The organism is Kribbella sp. NBC_01484 (genome assembly GCF_036227145.1).
GTDB lineage: Bacteria > Actinomycetota > Actinomycetes > Propionibacteriales > Kribbellaceae > Kribbella.
Map to the genome: position 1 here is coordinate 3941566 of NZ_CP109437.1, position 15088 is coordinate 3956653.

13 protein-coding genes and 1 tRNA gene are annotated in these 15088 nt (G+C 69.0%); 7 read left to right on the forward strand and 7 right to left on the reverse strand.

Annotated elements, in window-relative coordinates; genetic code table 11:
- The first annotated feature begins 184 nt into the window (after window positions 1-184).
- The gene (locus tag OG555_RS19300) at window positions 185-463 is read left to right on the forward strand and encodes a hypothetical protein (protein WP_329484297.1); all 279 of its coding nucleotides are present in this window, start codon (window positions 185-187) and stop codon (window positions 461-463) included.
- Window positions 464-587: 124 nt separating this feature from the next.
- On the opposite strand, the gene OG555_RS19305 is transcribed toward OG555_RS19300, so the two are convergent.
- The 3 genes from OG555_RS19305 to OG555_RS19315 are packed head-to-tail and all read right to left on the reverse strand — an operon-like array spanning window position 588 to window position 4043.
- The gene (locus OG555_RS19305) at window positions 588-2087 is read right to left on the reverse strand and encodes an SCO6880 family protein (RefSeq protein WP_329484298.1); all 1500 of its coding nucleotides are present in this window, start codon (window positions 2085-2087) and stop codon (window positions 588-590) included.
- Entirely contained in the window at window positions 2071-3483 is a 1413-nt protein-coding gene (locus OG555_RS19310; RefSeq protein WP_329484299.1) for a hypothetical protein, read from the reverse strand. The genes OG555_RS19305 and OG555_RS19310 overlap by 17 nt, the downstream gene beginning before the upstream one ends.
- On the reverse strand, window positions 3483-4043 hold the full coding sequence (locus OG555_RS19315; RefSeq protein WP_329484300.1) for a hypothetical protein: 561 nt from the start codon (window positions 4041-4043) through the stop codon (window positions 3483-3485). Before OG555_RS19315 ends, OG555_RS19310 begins: the two co-directional genes overlap by 1 nt.
- Before the next feature lie 288 nt (window positions 4044-4331).
- Here OG555_RS19315 and OG555_RS19320 point away from each other — a divergent pair, with 288 nt between their 5' ends.
- Window positions 4332-5795, forward strand: a complete 1464-nt coding sequence (locus tag OG555_RS19320) for a helix-turn-helix domain-containing protein (protein WP_329484301.1) — start codon at window positions 4332-4334, stop codon at window positions 5793-5795.
- An 80-nt stretch (window positions 5796-5875) separates the two neighbouring features.
- On the opposite strand, the gene OG555_RS19325 is transcribed toward OG555_RS19320, so the two are convergent.
- A tRNA-Thr gene (locus OG555_RS19325) sits at window positions 5876-5948 on the reverse strand.
- An 87-nt stretch (window positions 5949-6035) separates the two neighbouring features.
- Here OG555_RS19325 and OG555_RS19330 point away from each other — a divergent pair.
- On the forward strand, window positions 6036-7187 hold the full coding sequence (locus tag OG555_RS19330) for an MFS transporter (protein WP_329484302.1): 1152 nt from the start codon (window positions 6036-6038) through the stop codon (window positions 7185-7187).
- On the opposite strand, the gene OG555_RS19335 is transcribed toward OG555_RS19330, so the two are convergent.
- Entirely contained in the window at window positions 7117-8304 is a 1188-nt protein-coding gene (locus tag OG555_RS19335) for an MFS transporter (protein ID WP_329484303.1), read from the reverse strand. The genes OG555_RS19330 and OG555_RS19335 overlap by 71 nt on opposite strands.
- A gap of 77 nt (window positions 8305-8381) precedes the next feature.
- Between OG555_RS19335 and OG555_RS19340 the strand changes: the two genes are divergently transcribed.
- Complete coding sequence (locus OG555_RS19340) at window positions 8382-9776, forward strand: pyridoxal phosphate-dependent decarboxylase family protein (RefSeq protein WP_329484304.1); 1395 nt, start codon at window positions 8382-8384, stop codon at window positions 9774-9776.
- Here OG555_RS19340 and OG555_RS19345 read toward each other — a convergent pair.
- Window positions 9717-10325, reverse strand: a complete 609-nt coding sequence (locus tag OG555_RS19345) for a TetR/AcrR family transcriptional regulator (protein WP_329484305.1) — start codon at window positions 10323-10325, stop codon at window positions 9717-9719. The two genes, OG555_RS19340 and OG555_RS19345, sit on opposite strands and share 60 nt — an antisense overlap.
- A 67-nt stretch (window positions 10326-10392) precedes the next feature.
- Between OG555_RS19345 and OG555_RS19350 the strand changes: the two genes are divergently transcribed.
- Together OG555_RS19350 and OG555_RS19355 are read left to right on the forward strand one after the other, a co-directional pair.
- The gene (locus OG555_RS19350; RefSeq protein ID WP_329484306.1) at window positions 10393-11157 is read left to right on the forward strand and encodes an ANTAR domain-containing protein; all 765 of its coding nucleotides are present in this window, start codon (window positions 10393-10395) and stop codon (window positions 11155-11157) included.
- A gap of 72 nt (window positions 11158-11229) precedes the next feature.
- On the forward strand, window positions 11230-11526 hold the full coding sequence (locus OG555_RS19355) for a DUF4287 domain-containing protein (RefSeq protein WP_329484307.1): 297 nt from the start codon (window positions 11230-11232) through the stop codon (window positions 11524-11526).
- On the opposite strand, the gene OG555_RS19360 is transcribed toward OG555_RS19355, so the two are convergent.
- Window positions 11516-12328, reverse strand: coding sequence for an ACT domain-containing protein (locus tag OG555_RS19360; RefSeq protein WP_329484308.1), 813 nt, complete (start codon window positions 12326-12328; stop codon window positions 11516-11518). The genes OG555_RS19355 and OG555_RS19360 overlap by 11 nt on opposite strands.
- A 114-nt stretch (window positions 12329-12442) precedes the next feature.
- Between OG555_RS19360 and OG555_RS19365 the strand changes: the two genes are divergently transcribed.
- Window positions 12443-15001 carry an ATP-binding protein gene (locus OG555_RS19365; RefSeq protein ID WP_329484309.1) on the forward strand — a complete coding sequence of 853 codons (2559 nt, stop codon included), beginning with the start codon at window positions 12443-12445 and terminating at the stop codon, window positions 14999-15001.
- The last annotated feature ends 87 nt before the right edge of the window (window positions 15002-15088 follow it).

Below are 15088 nucleotides of genomic sequence, written 5' to 3' on the forward strand. Positions count from 1 at the left end.
TTCGCGCGGCGCTGCCGGGCCGGAGATCAGCCAGGTGCGCTGTGACCCGACCGCGCGCTCGGCGGCGGCCATCGCCTCGCCGGGGTCGAGGACGTTGAGGTTGCCGCGGCCGGGCGCGTGGTCGATGACCTGGCCACCGAGGGCTTCGATCAGGTCGCGGTAGTCGGGTTTGAGGTCGCCGAGGATGAGCGGCTGGACGCCGTATCCGGCCAGGCCGAGGACCATCCGGCGTACGACGGTGGACTTCCCGAGGCCGGGGTTGCCGAGGATGGTGGCCGACGGGTTGAGGATCAGCTTGGCGCGCATGAACCAGCTGATCGGGTCGCAGCAGATCGTCGCGTCGTTCCTGAGGCTGCGCCCGAGCGGTACGCCGATCATGGGGGCGCCGCTGCCGACCGGGAACGGCCATAGCCCGCACACCTGGATCGAGGTGCCGCGCCACCGCGGTGGCGGCTGCAGGTAGGTCGTTGCTCCCCCGCCTGGCGTCGACCAGCCGCGGGCGCCGGGGTCGAGTGGGCGTCGGGGTGGTTTCGCGACCAGGTCGAGCCGCTCGGTGCGGGCTCTGCCGCCGCGTCGGCGGTCGGCCTTCACAGTGCCCCGCGGATGGTGTCGGGCACCATCAGGTGCGACTCGGGGACGATGCCGAGCGGCAGCGCGGTCACGAAGGCCGAGTCCTGCGACCCGTACACCGGGCGCAGCAGGATCCGGGACTGCGACCCGAGCCGGTCGACGGCGGCGACCGCGTCCGGGAGCGCGGCGGGGTCGGTGACGGTCGCGGTGACGACGAGCCCAAAGTCGACCAGGCCGGCGCCGCGGGCTTCTTCCTGCGCAGTCTTCTCTGCGGCCTGCTGGTCGTTCTGCAGCCGCGCGGAGGGCCGGTCGGTCGAGTTCACCCGGAACGAGCTGGAGCGGATGTCCGCCTCGACGATCCGAGCCGCGAGTCCGGGGTCGAGGACCTTGTAGAGGATGGTGACGCGTTTGCGGTCGATCGCCTTATGGGGTGCGAGCAGTGGCTGCAGCACGGTCTCGTAGACCTCGCCACGGGGTGCGACGGTCATCGCCCACGACACCGACCAGGCGGCGTCGTGGCGGTACTTGTCCCAGAACACCTGGTGTGCTGCCGGGCCGACGTCACTCCACCGCAGCTTCGTGCGCTGCCCCATCGCCTTGGCCTCGTCGATCAGCGTCGCGGCGACCGGGTCGTAGGCGGTGCGGATGACCTCGCACAACTCCTGCGCGGTCGTCGGACGGGCGCTGCCGGCGCCGCTGCTGGCCAGGCCCTGGGTGAGGTTCGGCAACCGGGTGCCGAGCTCGAGGACCATCTCGTCGGCGTCGACGCGGCGACCGGAGCGGGTCTGTGCGGAGAACGTCAGCGTGATCCACGCCTTCACCTGCGCGGCACCGCGCGGGTAGGTGTCGACGACCTCGGCCAGCATCTGCCGCGCCACGGCGGGCGCGTCCGCTGTCGTGTTGTGCCGGACCTCGGCGCCGAGCCGGTACCCAGTGTCCGGGGTGGTCTCGACGGTCACCGAGGCGCCGACGAGGCCGTCCTCGTGGCCCAGGCTGGTCAGCCACGCGCTCCACCCGGCGACCCAGTTGTCGACCTGCTCCTGGTCGACCTGGCCGGCACCGTCTGGTTCGCAGGAGATGACGACCGCGTAGTGCCCGAGCCGCGGCCAGCACACGATCGCGAACGGCCGGTCGTAGGAGTCCTTGGCCTCGATCAGGCGGGTCGCCGCGAGCAGACCGGGCAGCTGGTAGGTGCCCCAGCCGGCCCGGCCGATCGGCCCGGACCGGTAGAGCCGGCCCCGGGTGCGCGCGGCGATCCGGTACCCGACCCGGGGACCGATCCGCTGCGCGGCGGACAAGTCGTGCTTGTCCTTCAGGATCAGGCCGAGCAGCACCAGGCCGCCGACCATCGCGACCAACATCGCGGCGAACAGCCCGGCGACCTGCTGGGTCAGCACGATCACGACGCACAGCATCAGCAGCGCGATCGTGCCGAGCAGACCGAGCTTGCCCAGGCCGGTGGACAGCGGCTTGCGCCAGTTGCCGTAGGTCCGTGGAGCGCTACTTACGTTTGCCACCGGACGGTCCTTCCGTGGTCGGAGGGGTGGATGGTGGTGGGTTCGATGGAGGTTTGCCGTTCTGTCCGCCGCTGGGTCCCGACTGTGGCGGACCCTGACGACCCGGGCCGGGCTTGCTCGGCGTCCGCGGCGACGAGGCGCCGGCGGTGTCTTCGCCGGCAGAGCTGCTGACGGCGTTGTTCACCGCCTGCGGTGCCTTCTTGATGCCTTCCGCAACGGCAGCTGCGACCGCACCGGCCGGTCCACCGGCCGCGGCCTTCGTGGCCTTGCCCGCTGCCTGGCTCGACGACGCAGCGGTCCCGGCAGGTTTGCTGTTGCCCTGCGGGCCGCTTCTGGCCGACGACTCCGACTGACCCTTGCCGCCACCCGACCGGCCGCCGCCGCTGCTGCTTCCGCTGCTGCGGCCGCCGGAGCGGCTCATGGCAGCCTTCGCGCCCATGCCGAGCGCGCCGCCCAGTGCGGCGACCGCGCCGCCGCCGCCACCGGCCGCGGCCGCGACGGCCGGGGCGGTGAACCGCATCAGCGCGGGCAGCGCGAAGACCGCCAGCAGGCACATCACCAGGCCGGTGACGATCTTCATCAGCTGATCACCGGCCGCAGGCGCGAGCGCCCCGGCCGGGACGGTGTCGGTCCCTTCGCGGGTCAGCTGAAACGCCGTCGCGTAGACGATCGCCGCCACGGGTTTGTAGAGGACGAACGCGATCGTCCACGCCACCGCTTTGCGGAACCACTGCCGCCCGGTCTCGGTGTTGGTGGCCGCGGCCGTCAACGGCAAGACGCCGGCGAGCAGGAACAGCATGCCGCCGCGGATGAGGAGCAGCGCGATCTGGATGAACGTGCTGACCAGGATCAGCCCGTACAAGATGATCAGCAGCACCGCGGTGGGGCTGGTCGGGTTCGGCTGGGTGAACATCTGCCCGAACGCGACCTGGAAGGTCGTTGGCTTCCCGTCTGGTGTCTTGGTCGCGTCGCTGAGGATGTACGAGGCAGCCTCGTCGCTGGCCGTTGTCGCCAGCGAGATCGCCGCGACTCCGGCCCCCGAGACCACGACCAGGGTGAGGATCGACTGCAGCAGCTCCCGGGCCGGGGCGCCGTTGCGCTGCCAGGCCATCTTCCCGGCCGCGAACAGGATCGAGAAGATCGCCAGCCCCGCGACGTACCAGTGCAGATGCGACCACAAGTAGCCGACCGTGCTGGCCGGGGTGTAGGGGTTCTGCGCGGTTTCATATGTCAACTGGGGCGTCTTGAGGCCGGTCACCCAGAATGTCGCGGACTTCTCCAGGAACACCTGCGCGGACTGCCCGGTCTTCCCGGCCAGGTCGATCAGCCAGTTCTCGGCGACGTTCGCGGCCGCGTTCTTCAGGTTGTCGAATGGGTTCGGAACCAGCGGGAGCATCAGGCGCCCCGCCACGGCACGAAGCCGGTCAGGTCCTGCAAGGTGGTGTAGGGGTCGCCGGCCTTCTCCCCAGGCTGCGGCGCGACGACCTTCCAGTCGTCGGTCTGCCACACCAGCGTCCAGGTCGACGATGCGAACCCGCCACCGGCCTCACCAGCGACCAGCATGGTCACTCGGTCCGTGGTGGCGTCGAGGACCTTGAACCCGACCAGCTGGACACCACCGCCGCTGCTGCCCGGGTCGTCGGCCGTCTTCAGCCACTCGATGTAGCGGTCACGGTTCTCGCCGGCAGTCATGATGCGCTGCAGCACCGGGAATGTCTTGGCGCCCGTCGGGTCGTCCGGCGCAGACATCGCCGCGATGAAGTTGTTGAACGCGAACACCGCACCGACCGGGGAATGCGCGAAGCAGCGGCGCAGCCCGTCCGGATCGGTGACCTGCGGCCCGTACGCCTCCGCGCCCGGCACGGCGGCCTGGTTGACCAGGCTCCACTGCGCACCGTGGATCGGCGTCGACGGGATCGTCTGACTACCGGTCAGCAGGATCGTGTTCCGGTGCACCGAACTGTCGATCCAGCGTCGTCTCTCATTTCTCCTGTTGCCGACGACAACTTCCCTGCGTGAGCGTCGGCGTACTGGGTGGGAGCCGAAACCAGAACGTGACGTCCAGGAGCCCTGGACATCAGCCCGGATAGTGACGGCCCAGGGGCCGTATCAGGCCGCCGCCGTCGATCCCGAGGATGGATCGACCTGGGCGCAGCCATTAGTCGCGCCGCGTCGCGTCATTCGTTGAGCCTCCGCAGGCATGACCTCGGACGGGTGGCGTGCCGATGTGAGGTGGAGGTGTGCGTGGCGAAGCAGTGGTTGCCGTTGGGGACCTGGGGGAAGATTTCTTCGCGGGCCGTACGCAGCGATGGTAGGGGGCGTCCGAAGAAGTTCGAAGCTAAGGCCCGGTATCGGGACGTCGATGGTCGGACTCGGCGGGTGGCTGCATGGGGGAAGTCCGCGACTGAGGCGGAGAACAAGCTCCGGGCGATGTTGAAGACTCGTACGCGGCTGAGCGGGTCTGCGGAGATCAAGCCTGAGAGTCGGGTTGCGGTGGCGGTTGAGTTGTTCCTCGCTGAGGTGAAGGAGCTTGGAGAGCAGGACGTTCTGGCGCCAGGGACGCATCAGACGTACCGGTATCAGTGCGACAAGAATCTCGTGCCTCGGATTGCCGAGATTCGGCTGGTTGAGTTGACGACGCCGCGGGTGAACGACGTGATTCAGGCGATCCGGAACGAGGTCGGCGTGGCTAGCGCCAAGACCTGCAAGAGCATCTTGTCGGGGTCATTGTCTATGGCGGTCCGGCATGGGGCATTGGCGGCGAATCCTGTTCGGGAAATCAAGATTCGGGGGAAGACGCGGCGTCGGGCGCCGCGGGCGTTGGAGGAGGACGAGAGGGAGGCTTGGTTCGAGCTGCTGCGACAGGATGAGCGGGCAGTTCGAGCTGATCTGGTGGATCTGTGCAAGTTCATGCTGGCAACCGGTGAGCGGATCAGTGAGGCGTTGGCTGTCACCTGGAACGACATCAATCGCGAGACGGGACAGGTCGACTGCAGCTACCAGGTTCAGCGGCTGAAGGGGCAGGGGCTGGTTCGCCGTCGGGTCAAGTCCGCCGCTGGTGAGCGGGTTCTTGTGCTGCCGCGATGGGCTCTGGAGATGGTGCTCGCGCGCTGGAAGCCCGGGACGGCCCTCGACTCCCCAGTGTTTCCGGACTCCAAGGGCGGATTCCGGGACTCGCACAACGTCCAGCGTGCGCTGCGAAACGCCCGGCGGCCAGTCGGTGGTCAGCGACGAACGGAACTGGGGCAGACGCTGAAAGCGCATCGGCGGCACGCTGGCTTCGCGCAAACGCAGATCGTCGAGAAGCTCGGCTGGCGGAAGACACGGATCAGCCTGATCGAGACCGGCCGGGTGAGACTGGAGCCGGAGGAAGCGGTCGCTTTGGCCGACGCGTACCGGCTGAACACGCGCGACCGTGCAGTGTTGCTGGAGCTGACCGAGCTGGCCGGCATGCGGTCACTGGCAGACGAGATGGCTTGGGTCACCGCCCATGTCTTCCGGAAGACGACCGCGACGATCCTCGAGGACTCTGGTCAGACGCCGCGGAAGATTGCGGACCAGCTTGGGCACTCAAGGATCTCGACCACAGTCGACGAGTACGTCGGTCGGCGGGCTCGAAATCCGGAGGCAGCGAGCCTCCTGGACGACGCATTGAGGGGCATTCATGAGCAGGATCGGCAACCGACGGAACGCCCTGCGATGGAGTGATCAGGATGTCAAAGCGGTCAGTAAGCGGTCACTTGAACCCCTCACGAGCCTGCCCCGCAACGCATCTTCCCAGGTCAGAGAGCCGGTGAGGGGACTCGAACCCCTAACCACCGCTTTACAAGAGCGGTGCGCTGCCAGTTGCGCCACACCGGCGGGTGTTGTGCCGGACCATAGTAAGGGATCGTGTGGGGGGTGTGGCGGGGGTCGGTGGGGTTTCGGGTGCTGTGGGTGGCTCGGTCGGTGTCCTTCTTGGGAGACTCGCTCGGGCTGGTGGCCCTGCTCCTATACGTCGAGGGGGCTACGGGCGCGGCGCTGGCGGTGGCGTTGCTGTTGTTGGCGGGGGACTTCACGCCGGGTTTGTTCGGGGCGTTCGCGGGAGCCATCGGGGACCGGTTCGACCTCAAGAGGGTGATGGTCTCGTGCGATCTGGTGCAAGGGGCGCTGGTTGTGGTGATGGCGGTGGTGTTGCCCCCGTTACCGGTGTTGCTGGTGCTGGTCGCCGTACGGAGCATCACCGCGCAGGTGTTCCAGGCGAGTTCGCGGAGTGCGGTGCCGGCGTTGGTCAAGGACGAGGAGTTGGAGGCGGCCAACTCGGCGCTGGGGGCGGGGACCAATGGGCTGGAGGCCGTCGGGCCGTTGATCGCGGCGGCGTTGTTCCTGATCACCGATGTGCGCGGGATCCTGCTGATCGATGCGGCGACGTTCTTCGTGTCGGCGGTGCTGCTGAGCCGATTGCCGAAGATGCCAAAAGCAGAGCTGTCGGGCCACAGCCTCCTCAAAGATGCGCGCGACGGCCTGGGGTACATCTGGCGGACGAAGGCGATTCGCGTGATCGGTCTCGGGTTCTTCGCCGTGGTCGCGTTCAGTGGGGTCGACGACGTCGCGATGGTGTTCCTGGGCAAGGACGAGTTGCACGGCAGTGACTCGGCCGCGGCGATCCTGTACGCCGGAGTCGGCATCGGGCTCGTGACGGGGTTCGCCCTCCTGGCGAAGTACGCGACTAGATTCAGCATGCCTGCACTGATGGTCACAGGGTTCGCCGTGAGCAGCATCGGCAACCTGTTCACCGGCCTCGCCTGGGCGATCTGGGCTGCGCTCGCGTTCCAGGTCATCCGCGGACTCGGCATCGCCGGCGTCGACGTGGGGATCAACACGCACCTGCAACGGGTCGTCCCCCCACACCTCCGGAGCCGCGTCTTCGGCAACCTGTACGGCGCGATCGGCCTGGCAGCCGGGATCTCGTATGTCTTCGGCGGCCTCCTCCTTCAGCACACGAATGCACGTGTCACGTTCGTAGCCGCAGGCGTCGGTGGACTGCTGGCTACGACTGCGACAGCGCTCGGAGTTCGGCGATCGGCCGGCGGAGAGCGCGAGCCCCGGGTACGGCGATGAGCGCGATGGCCGCCATCACCAGGAACGCCGCGGACGGGTGGTCGACGAGCAGCCCGACCACGACCGCGACCAGCAGGCCGCCCAGGTTGCCGGCCATCCAGATCAGGCCGGCCGCGGTGCCTTCGGCCTCCCCGGTACGGCGTTCCACGAGCTCGAGCACGATCGGGAGAGCGGGGAGCAGGAGGAACCCGATCAGCGTGATGGCGGCGAAGCCCGTCACGACGCCGGGCGCCAGCGCGAGCAGGACGCAGGCGGCCGCGGTGCAGCTGAGACTCACGACGAGGAGAGCCGACTCGGCGCGGCGCCGTACGACCAGGATCGGGATCACCGCGCAGCCGAGGACACCCGCGATGACATTGACCAGCAGGATCGTGCTCGCCGTACCGCCGCTCACCCCGGCCGGCTCCAGCAGCGCCTGCGCGAAGGTGCTCATGGCAACGAAGACGCCGAAGGGGAAGATCGCCAGTACACACAGCCGGCGGATCAGCGGATCACCCCAGGCGACTCGCAGCGCGCCGCGATCCGGTCGGTGCCTGCCCATCTCGAACGGACCTTGCTTGCGCAGGGCAACGATGAGGAGCAGCGCTGCCACCACGCAGAACACGGCGGCCACGGCCAGCATCGTCGGCAGCGACGAAGCCGTGGTGAAGACCGCGGAGAGCAGGAACGCGATCACCATGCCGAAGAAGATGCTGGCGGTGCCGACCGCGATGCCGGTCGGGCGGTCCTTCTCGGCCAGATAGTGGCCGGTGATACCGGTGACCGCGTTCAGCACCAGCGGCTGGGCGATCGAGGCGATGATCTGCCCGGCCAGCAGCCAGCCGAAGTCGTCACCGATCAGCCGTACGCAGGCACCGAGCGCGGTCAGTACGGCGCCCGCGATCAGGCCGGCCCGGAACCAGCGGTCCAGGATCAGACCGCAGGGGATCGCGAGTACGACGTACAGCAGGGGGAAGACCTGGGCGAGCCAGCCGATCGCGCTTTCGGAGACGCCGTACCGGGCGGCGGCGACCGTGGTCACGCCGGCGAAGTTCAGCCAGACCAGCTGGGTCGCCGCGCCGACCAGCGCATAACCGGCAATCGCCGTCCAGCGACTCCCCGTGACCACCCGCGCCATACGCATCCTCCCAACGCCTGAGCGAACTGTAATGCCGTCACACGCTGCATCACACGATCCCGGCGTACAAATGAGGCATGGTGGATTGGGAAGGGCCGCTCACGGAAGCGTTCGAGCGGGCGACGACGTACCTGACCGGGCTCCCCGAGCGCCGGGTCGGCCCGCGGGCGACGGCGGCCGAGCTGCACGACGCGCTCGGCGGTCCGCTGCCCACCGGGCCGAGCGATCCCCGGGACGTGGTCGCGCACCTCGCGAAGGGGGTCGAGGACGGGCTGTTGCCGAGTGGCAGCGGCCGCTTCTTCGGGTTCGTGTTCGGCGGCGCGACGCCCGCGGCGCTCGCCGCCGACTGGCTCACCACGGTGTGGGATCAGAACGCGGGCCTGTACGCCGCCGCACCCGCCGCGGCCGTGGTCGAGGAAGTCGCGGCGAACTGGCTGGTCGAGCTGTTCGGCCTGCCCGCAGGTACGTCGGTCGGCTTCGTCACCGGCGCCCAGATGGCCAACTTCACTGGCCTGGCGGCTGCCCGCCACGAAGTACTGCGGCGCACGGGCTGGGACGTGGAGAGCCAAGGCCTCATCGGTGCACCAACTATCCGGGTCCTCGCCGGCGCCGAGCGGCACGACACGATCGACCGGGCGCTGCGCTTCCTCGGGTTGGGGACCAGTTGCATCGTGCCGATCGATGTCGACGATCAGGGCAGGATGCGGGCGGACGCGCTGGCGGCCGCGCTGGAAACAGAAGGACCGCAGATCGTTTGTGCCCAGGCCGGCAACGTGAACACCGGTGCCTTCGACCCGATCGCCGAGATCTGCGACCTGGCGCACGCGGCCGGCGCGTGGGTCCACGTCGACGGCGCCTTCGGTCTCTGGGCCGCGGTCAGTCCCGAGCTGCGGCCGCTGGTCGCCGGCATCGACCGCGCCGACTCCTGGGCGACCGACGCGCACAAGTGGCTGAACGTCCCGTACGACTCCGGCCTCGTCCTCTGCGCTCATCCGGAGCCGCACCGCGCGGCGATGTCGATCAGAGCGGCGTACCTGATCCAGGACGAGAACGGGCAGCGTGACTCGCTCGACTTCAACCCCGAGTTCTCCCGGCGGGCGCGCGGTTTCCCTGTGTACGCCGCGATCCGCGCGCTCGGCCGATCCGGGATCGCCGAGATCGTGGATCGGTGTCACGCGATGGCTCGCCGGTTCGCGGACACGCTGGCCGCGAACGAGGTCGCCGTACTGAACGACGTCGTACTCAACCAAGTACTGGTCCGCTTCGGCGACGACGACGCGCTCACCCGGCGAGTGGTCAGCGCGGTGCAGCAGGAAGGCACGTGCTGGATGTCAGGCACCACCTGGCAGGGCAAGGCCGCGATGCGCATCTCGGTCTGTAACTGGACCACCGACGAGTCGGACATCGATCGCTCAGCTGCCGCTGTACTGACTGCTGAAGGAGTCGAGCGTCACCAACGCCGCGTTGAGTGAATCGCGGAGCGGTTCAGGGCGGCGGAGGGTTTGGGTCAGCAGTGCGCCGCCCTGCATCGCGGCGAGGATCGTGTTGGCCAGGTAATCGGGATCGGCGTCCGGCCGGAGTATGCCGTTGTCGCGCATGGTCCGCAGATGGGTCCGGAAACGGTCGAGCCAGCGCTGATAGCCGGCGGCGAGGCGGGCGCGGGTCTCGGGGCGCGACTCGGCGAGCTGACCGGCGAGTGAGCCGAAATCGCAGCCGCCCTCGAACCTGCGGGCGGTCTGCCGCGCCACGACGCGGTCGGCCCAACGATGCCAGGCCGCGATGGAGTCGAGCGCGGGCTCCCGATCCAGCAGGGTTTCCGCCTGCCAGCCGATGACGTCGTCGATCAGCGTCGGCTTGTCGCGGAAGTAGTGCGTCAGCTGCGAACCGCTCACCCCGGCGACCCGCCGGATGTCCTCGAGCTGGGTACCGGCGACGCCGCGCCGATGCACCAGGTCCGCCGCGGCCGCGAGGATCCGGGCTCGGGTGGCGTGCCCCTTCGCAGTCAGTCGATGGTCGGCCATTCATCGACACTAACGCGCCGTTTGGGGCGTCGGACCCAGAACGGCCCGGATGGCCCATGATGGGGTCATGGCGGAGGGGATTCTGGAACTGGCGCAAGAGTTGGCCGAGGTCAGTCGACTCGTCGAGGACGACGATGTCGCCACGACGCTGGGCCGGTTCGTCAACCGGGTGGTGCGGACCGTGCCCGACTGCGAGGAGGCATGCATCAGCGTGCTCGTCGACGGTACGGCGGAGATGGTCGCGCGCTACCACAGCACCGCGGATGAGCTCTCTGAGCCGGCCCGGGCCGCCCTCGCCGAGCGGCTGATCGCGGCGGACGGTCCGGTGTACGACGCGATGGCGTACGGCGAACCGCACCGGATCGGTGACCTGGCGTCGGACCACCGTTGGCCGGAGTTCGCCGCGAGCGCGATCAACGCGGGCTATCGCAGTTGCCTGTTCCTCCCGCTGCCCGCGCAGACCGGGGCCGCGGCCGCCTTCAGCCTGTTCTCGGCGACGCCGGATGCCTTCGGGAGTACGTCGTACGACGTCGTGCTGCTGTTCGCCCTGCACGCCGGGGTCGCGTTCGACAACGTGCAGCTGTTCAACGACAGCCGGACTCTAGTCGACCAGTTGCGGTCCGCGATCACGACCCGGACGGTGATCGGTCAGGCCCAAGGCATCCTGATGCATCGATACGGGCTCGCGTCGAACGTGGCGTTCGAGGTCCTGAAGCGGTGCTCGATGGACGCGAACGTCAAGCTCCGGGAGGTGTCGACCGAGCTGGTGGAGGCGCAGGACTCGGGACGGCTGACCGCGGCGCTGAAGAAGTACGGCCTGCAGACTTCTTGACCGGGCCTGTCGATTTCCGGGGTGGTCGCTCGACGCAGGTGTGTACGACGACCACCAGGGAGAGGCAGCGAGATGTCGTTTCAGGCGTATCTGGACAAGATCGAGGAGAAGACCGGCCTGACGCCGCGGGAGCTGGTCGAGCAGGCGAAGGCGCGCGGGTACGACGCTGCCGGCGTGAAGGCCGGTGTGATCTGCGACTGGCTCAAGGAGGACTACGACCTCGGCCGCGGGCACGCGATGGCGATCGTCCACGTGATCAAGAACGGTCCGGGCATCAGCGACAAGCACGTCGGCCGCAAGGGCCCGCACGGCGACCCCACCAACGTCCTCTGGCTCGACGGCAAGGCGACCAACCCGCTCAACGCCTAGTGAGCGCGAGCTCGGCGAGCTCCGCCAGGCGGTGGGCTCGGGCCGACTCGGCCGGAGTGAACGGCTCGCCTGCGCGAGTGAACGCGAACAGGCCGGTCCAGGGGGACGGGATCTTGAGGACGGTGCCGTCGGCCGGGAGCGGCGCGGCCAACGTGACGTGGTCGGTGACGAGGCGGGCGCCGAGGAGTTCGGCGACCGCGTGCGGGAGCTCGCCCGGGTCGCCGACCACGCGGGCCGACAAGCTCAGCGCCTTCGTCTGGCCGTCGACCAGGGCGAGGGTGGTGGTCGGCCACGCGTGGGCGTCCCGGCCACCGGCGGCTTCGATTGCCGTCAGCAACGAGTCTGGGTCGATCGGATCCGGGGTCGAGACGACCAGTTCGTCGCGGACGCCGTCGTCGAGCGGGTGGACGTGCAGGCCGAGGATGTTCGCGTCCAGATCGGTCAGGTGGTGCGTCAGGCGTTCCAACGCGCCGGTCCGGTCGTCGAGCGTGACGCGGATCCGCCACAGCGCGCCGAGTCCCGCGGCCGGCCGGGTGCGCGGCGCGTGCAGCCAGGACCGCAGGAGCCGCATCGTGGACGGCTCGATCACCCAGATCACCAGGGCGGTCGTCACGACCACCAAGGCGCTCACCGCGATTAGGTACGACGGGTGTAGCGCCAGGACGATCGCGTGCAGTGCGAACTCGACGGGGAAGATCGCCAGCCGTTTGGCCACCGTCAACCGGAGTCGTCGCGGATGCGGAAGTCGCCCGCACACATCACACGCCAGCCCGCCGGTGAGCGCCGTACGCAACGGTTCCATGCCTCCAGCGTGACCGGGATAAGTTGCCCGGCTGTTGCGGTGACGTGAAGTTGTGCGGCGTACGCAGAGCGCAGACTCTCGACGGCGGTGGTCTGACCGTTGAGACTGGGCGGCATGGGTGGGGCGATGGTGGCGATGTTGTTCTCGGACATCGAGGGATCGACCGTGTTGCTGCGGCGCTTGGGGGACAGGTATCTGGACGCGCTGGAGAGCCATCGGCGGATTCTGCGTGCCGTGTGGACGGCGTACGGCGGGGTCGAGCAGGGGACCGAGGGGGACAGCTTCTTTGTCGTGTTTCCGCGTGCTGGGGACGCGGTCGCGGCGGCGGTGGAGGGGCAGCGCGGGCTCGAGGCGCAGTGTTGGCCAGGTGGTGAGCGGCTGCGGGTGCGGATGGGCATTCACACCGGTACGCCCGGGGTGCACGACGGCGACTACTGGGGGATGGACGTCCACCTCGCGGCCCGGATCGCGGCCGCGGCGCACGGTGGGCAGGTGATCGTGTCCGCGGTCACTGGGCAGCTCACCCAACTCCCCGACGGCGTCACCCTCCGCAATCTCGGCACCCACCACCTGAAGGACATCCCCGAACCAGAGCACCTGCTCCAAGTCACCGGCGCCGGACTCCAGGCGGACTTCCCGCCACCGCGCAGCCTCGGTACGGCGACCAGCCTTCCGGTCCCGGCCACTCCACTCCTCGGCCGGGAGTCGGACCTGACCCGCGTCATGGACCTCCTCGACCAACCGGACGTCCGGTTGGTCACGCTGACCGGCCCGGGTGGCTCGGGCAAGACGCGACTGGCGGTGGGAATCGCAGGCGGACTGACACACCGGTTCCCAGGCGGCGTGTACTTCGTCCCGCTCGCGTCCGTGACGTCCGAGCAGGTGATGTGGACGTCGATCGCCGAGGCGCTCGACATACCGCCACGGGAGCGTGGGCGGATCGTCGCCTACCTGGCCCAACGCACGCTGCTGCTCGTTCTCGACAACCTCGAGCAACTCGCGGGTGCCGACAAGATCGTTGCCGAGATCATCGAAGGCGCGGCGCACGTGAAGGTCGTCGTGACCTCGCGGCGCCCGCTCGGGCTGGTCGGCGAGCATCAGCACTCCGTGGCGCCCCTCACTGTGCCGTACGACGAGACGCTGGCCGAGAACTCCGCCGCCGTCCAGCTCTTCGTCCAGCGCGCGCAGGCCGTACAGCCCGGATTCACGCTGACGCCGGGCAACGTGGCCGACGTGGTCGCGATCTGCCGCCGGTTGGACGGGCTCCCGCTCGCGATCGAGTTGTGTGCGCCCCGGATCCGGGTGCTGAGTGTCAAGGAGTTGCTGGCCCGCGTCGACCAGACCCTCGACATCGCCTCGACGAGCAGCGTGACGCCGGCGCGGCAGCGCACGCTGCGCGGGACGATCGCCTGGTCCTACGACCTGCTCAGTCCCGAGCATCGGCAGCTGTTCCGCCGGCTGGCCGTCTTCTCCGGCGGCGCCGATCTCGCGGCGGTCGAAGCCGTTGCCACCGGCACCGACCCGCTCGACGCGATCGCCGAACTCCAGGACGCCCATCTGGTCAGCCTGTCCGAAGGCCCTGAGAGCATCACCAGGATCGAGTTGTTGCAGACGATCCGGCAGTACGCCGCCGACGAGCTCGCAGCCACGGACGAGGCCGACGCGATGCGCGGGGCCCACGCGTCGTACTACGCCGAGCTCGCCGAGAATCTCCAAGCCCTGAAGGAATCCACGTACTACACGGCGCTCGAACTCGCCGAGACCGACCTGGACAACTGCCGTGCCGCACTCGGCTGGGCAGTCCGGCAAGACCTCGAGACCGGTCTCCGCCTCTGCGCAGCGCTCGGCTGGGTCTGGCTCCTCGGCGGGTACATCGCCGAGAGCCGGGAATGGCACGAACAACTCGTTGCCCGAGTCGGCGACACACCGTCCACGGACCTCGCCGCCTGCCTGCGAGGATTGAGCAATCTCCTGCTCCTGCAAGGGGAAACCAGCCGTGCCCACGAGCTGGCCACCAGAAGCCTCGAGATGGCCAAGACCTTGGGCGACCGATCCGGGGTCGCGTTCGCGATGAGCCTCCTCGGTACGGCGCAACGCCACCAAGGCGATCTCGAGGCGGCGCAACGCACCCTGTCGGAGGCTGTGGAGCTACACCGCGGTCTCGATGACAAAGGCAGGCTGGCTCGCGCACTGGGCAACCTCGGCGGGGTCGAGGAGGAGTTGGGCCGACTCGATCGGGCGGAGACGCTGCTCCGGGAGTCGCTCGCGATCAACGAGTCGATCGGTGACGTTCACGAGATCGCCTTGCAGGGGCAGAACCTGGCCTACCTCCTCGCGCTCGCGGGGCGGGTCGACGAGGCGAGCGAGCTGGCCCGTGGGCTGGTCACGACCGTCGTGGCCTTGGGCAGTCCGAGCCTGACGATGGCGTTCTCCAACACCATGATGAGCATCCTCGTGCGGAAAGGGGATCCAGTCGGAGCCGCGCACCTGTTCGGCGCGGAGGAGGCGATGGGTGAGCGCCTGGAGATTGCCAACCCCTATCTGGAGGAGGAGTTGGCGGAGGCGCTCGAGCTCGTCGGCGACGCGCTGACCCGCGAGGAGTGGGAGCGGCACCGGCGGGAAGGCCGCTCCGAGCGGGTCGAGGATCTCCTCAACCGCCTCCCGGTCGGCTGAGCCAGGCGTGATCCTTGCCTCCCGCAAGGATCGGACCCGCCGAGCGGTTGTGCAGGCCGTGAGGGGACTCCATACTGCTCTCACCGC

Bases quoted from the DNA above. Each gene is read 5' to 3' on its own strand.
- OG555_RS19310 (WP_329484299.1), bottom strand. From the start codon at position 3,483: ATGCTCCCGCTGGTTCCGAACCCATTCGACAACCTGAAGAACGCGGCC.
- OG555_RS19340 (WP_329484304.1), top strand. From the start codon at position 8,382: ATGGTGGATTGGGAAGGGCCGCTCACGGAAGCGTTCGAGCGGGCGACG.
- OG555_RS19335 (WP_329484303.1), bottom strand. From the start codon at position 8,304: ATGGCGCGGGTGGTCACGGGGAGTCGCTGGACGGCGATTGCCGGTTAT.
- OG555_RS19365 (WP_329484309.1), top strand. From the start codon at position 12,443: ATGGGTGGGGCGATGGTGGCGATGTTGTTCTCGGACATCGAGGGATCG.
- OG555_RS19360 (WP_329484308.1), bottom strand. From the start codon at position 12,328: ATGGAACCGTTGCGTACGGCGCTCACCGGCGGGCTGGCGTGTGATGTG.
- OG555_RS19350 (WP_329484306.1), top strand. From the start codon at position 10,393: ATGGCGGAGGGGATTCTGGAACTGGCGCAAGAGTTGGCCGAGGTCAGT.
- OG555_RS19300 (WP_329484297.1), top strand. From the start codon at position 185: ATGAGCGGCTGGACGCCGTATCCGGCCAGGCCGAGGACCATCCGGCGT.
- OG555_RS19345 (WP_329484305.1), bottom strand. From the start codon at position 10,325: ATGGCCGACCATCGACTGACTGCGAAGGGGCACGCCACCCGAGCCCGG.
- OG555_RS19355 (WP_329484307.1), top strand. From the start codon at position 11,230: ATGTCGTTTCAGGCGTATCTGGACAAGATCGAGGAGAAGACCGGCCTG.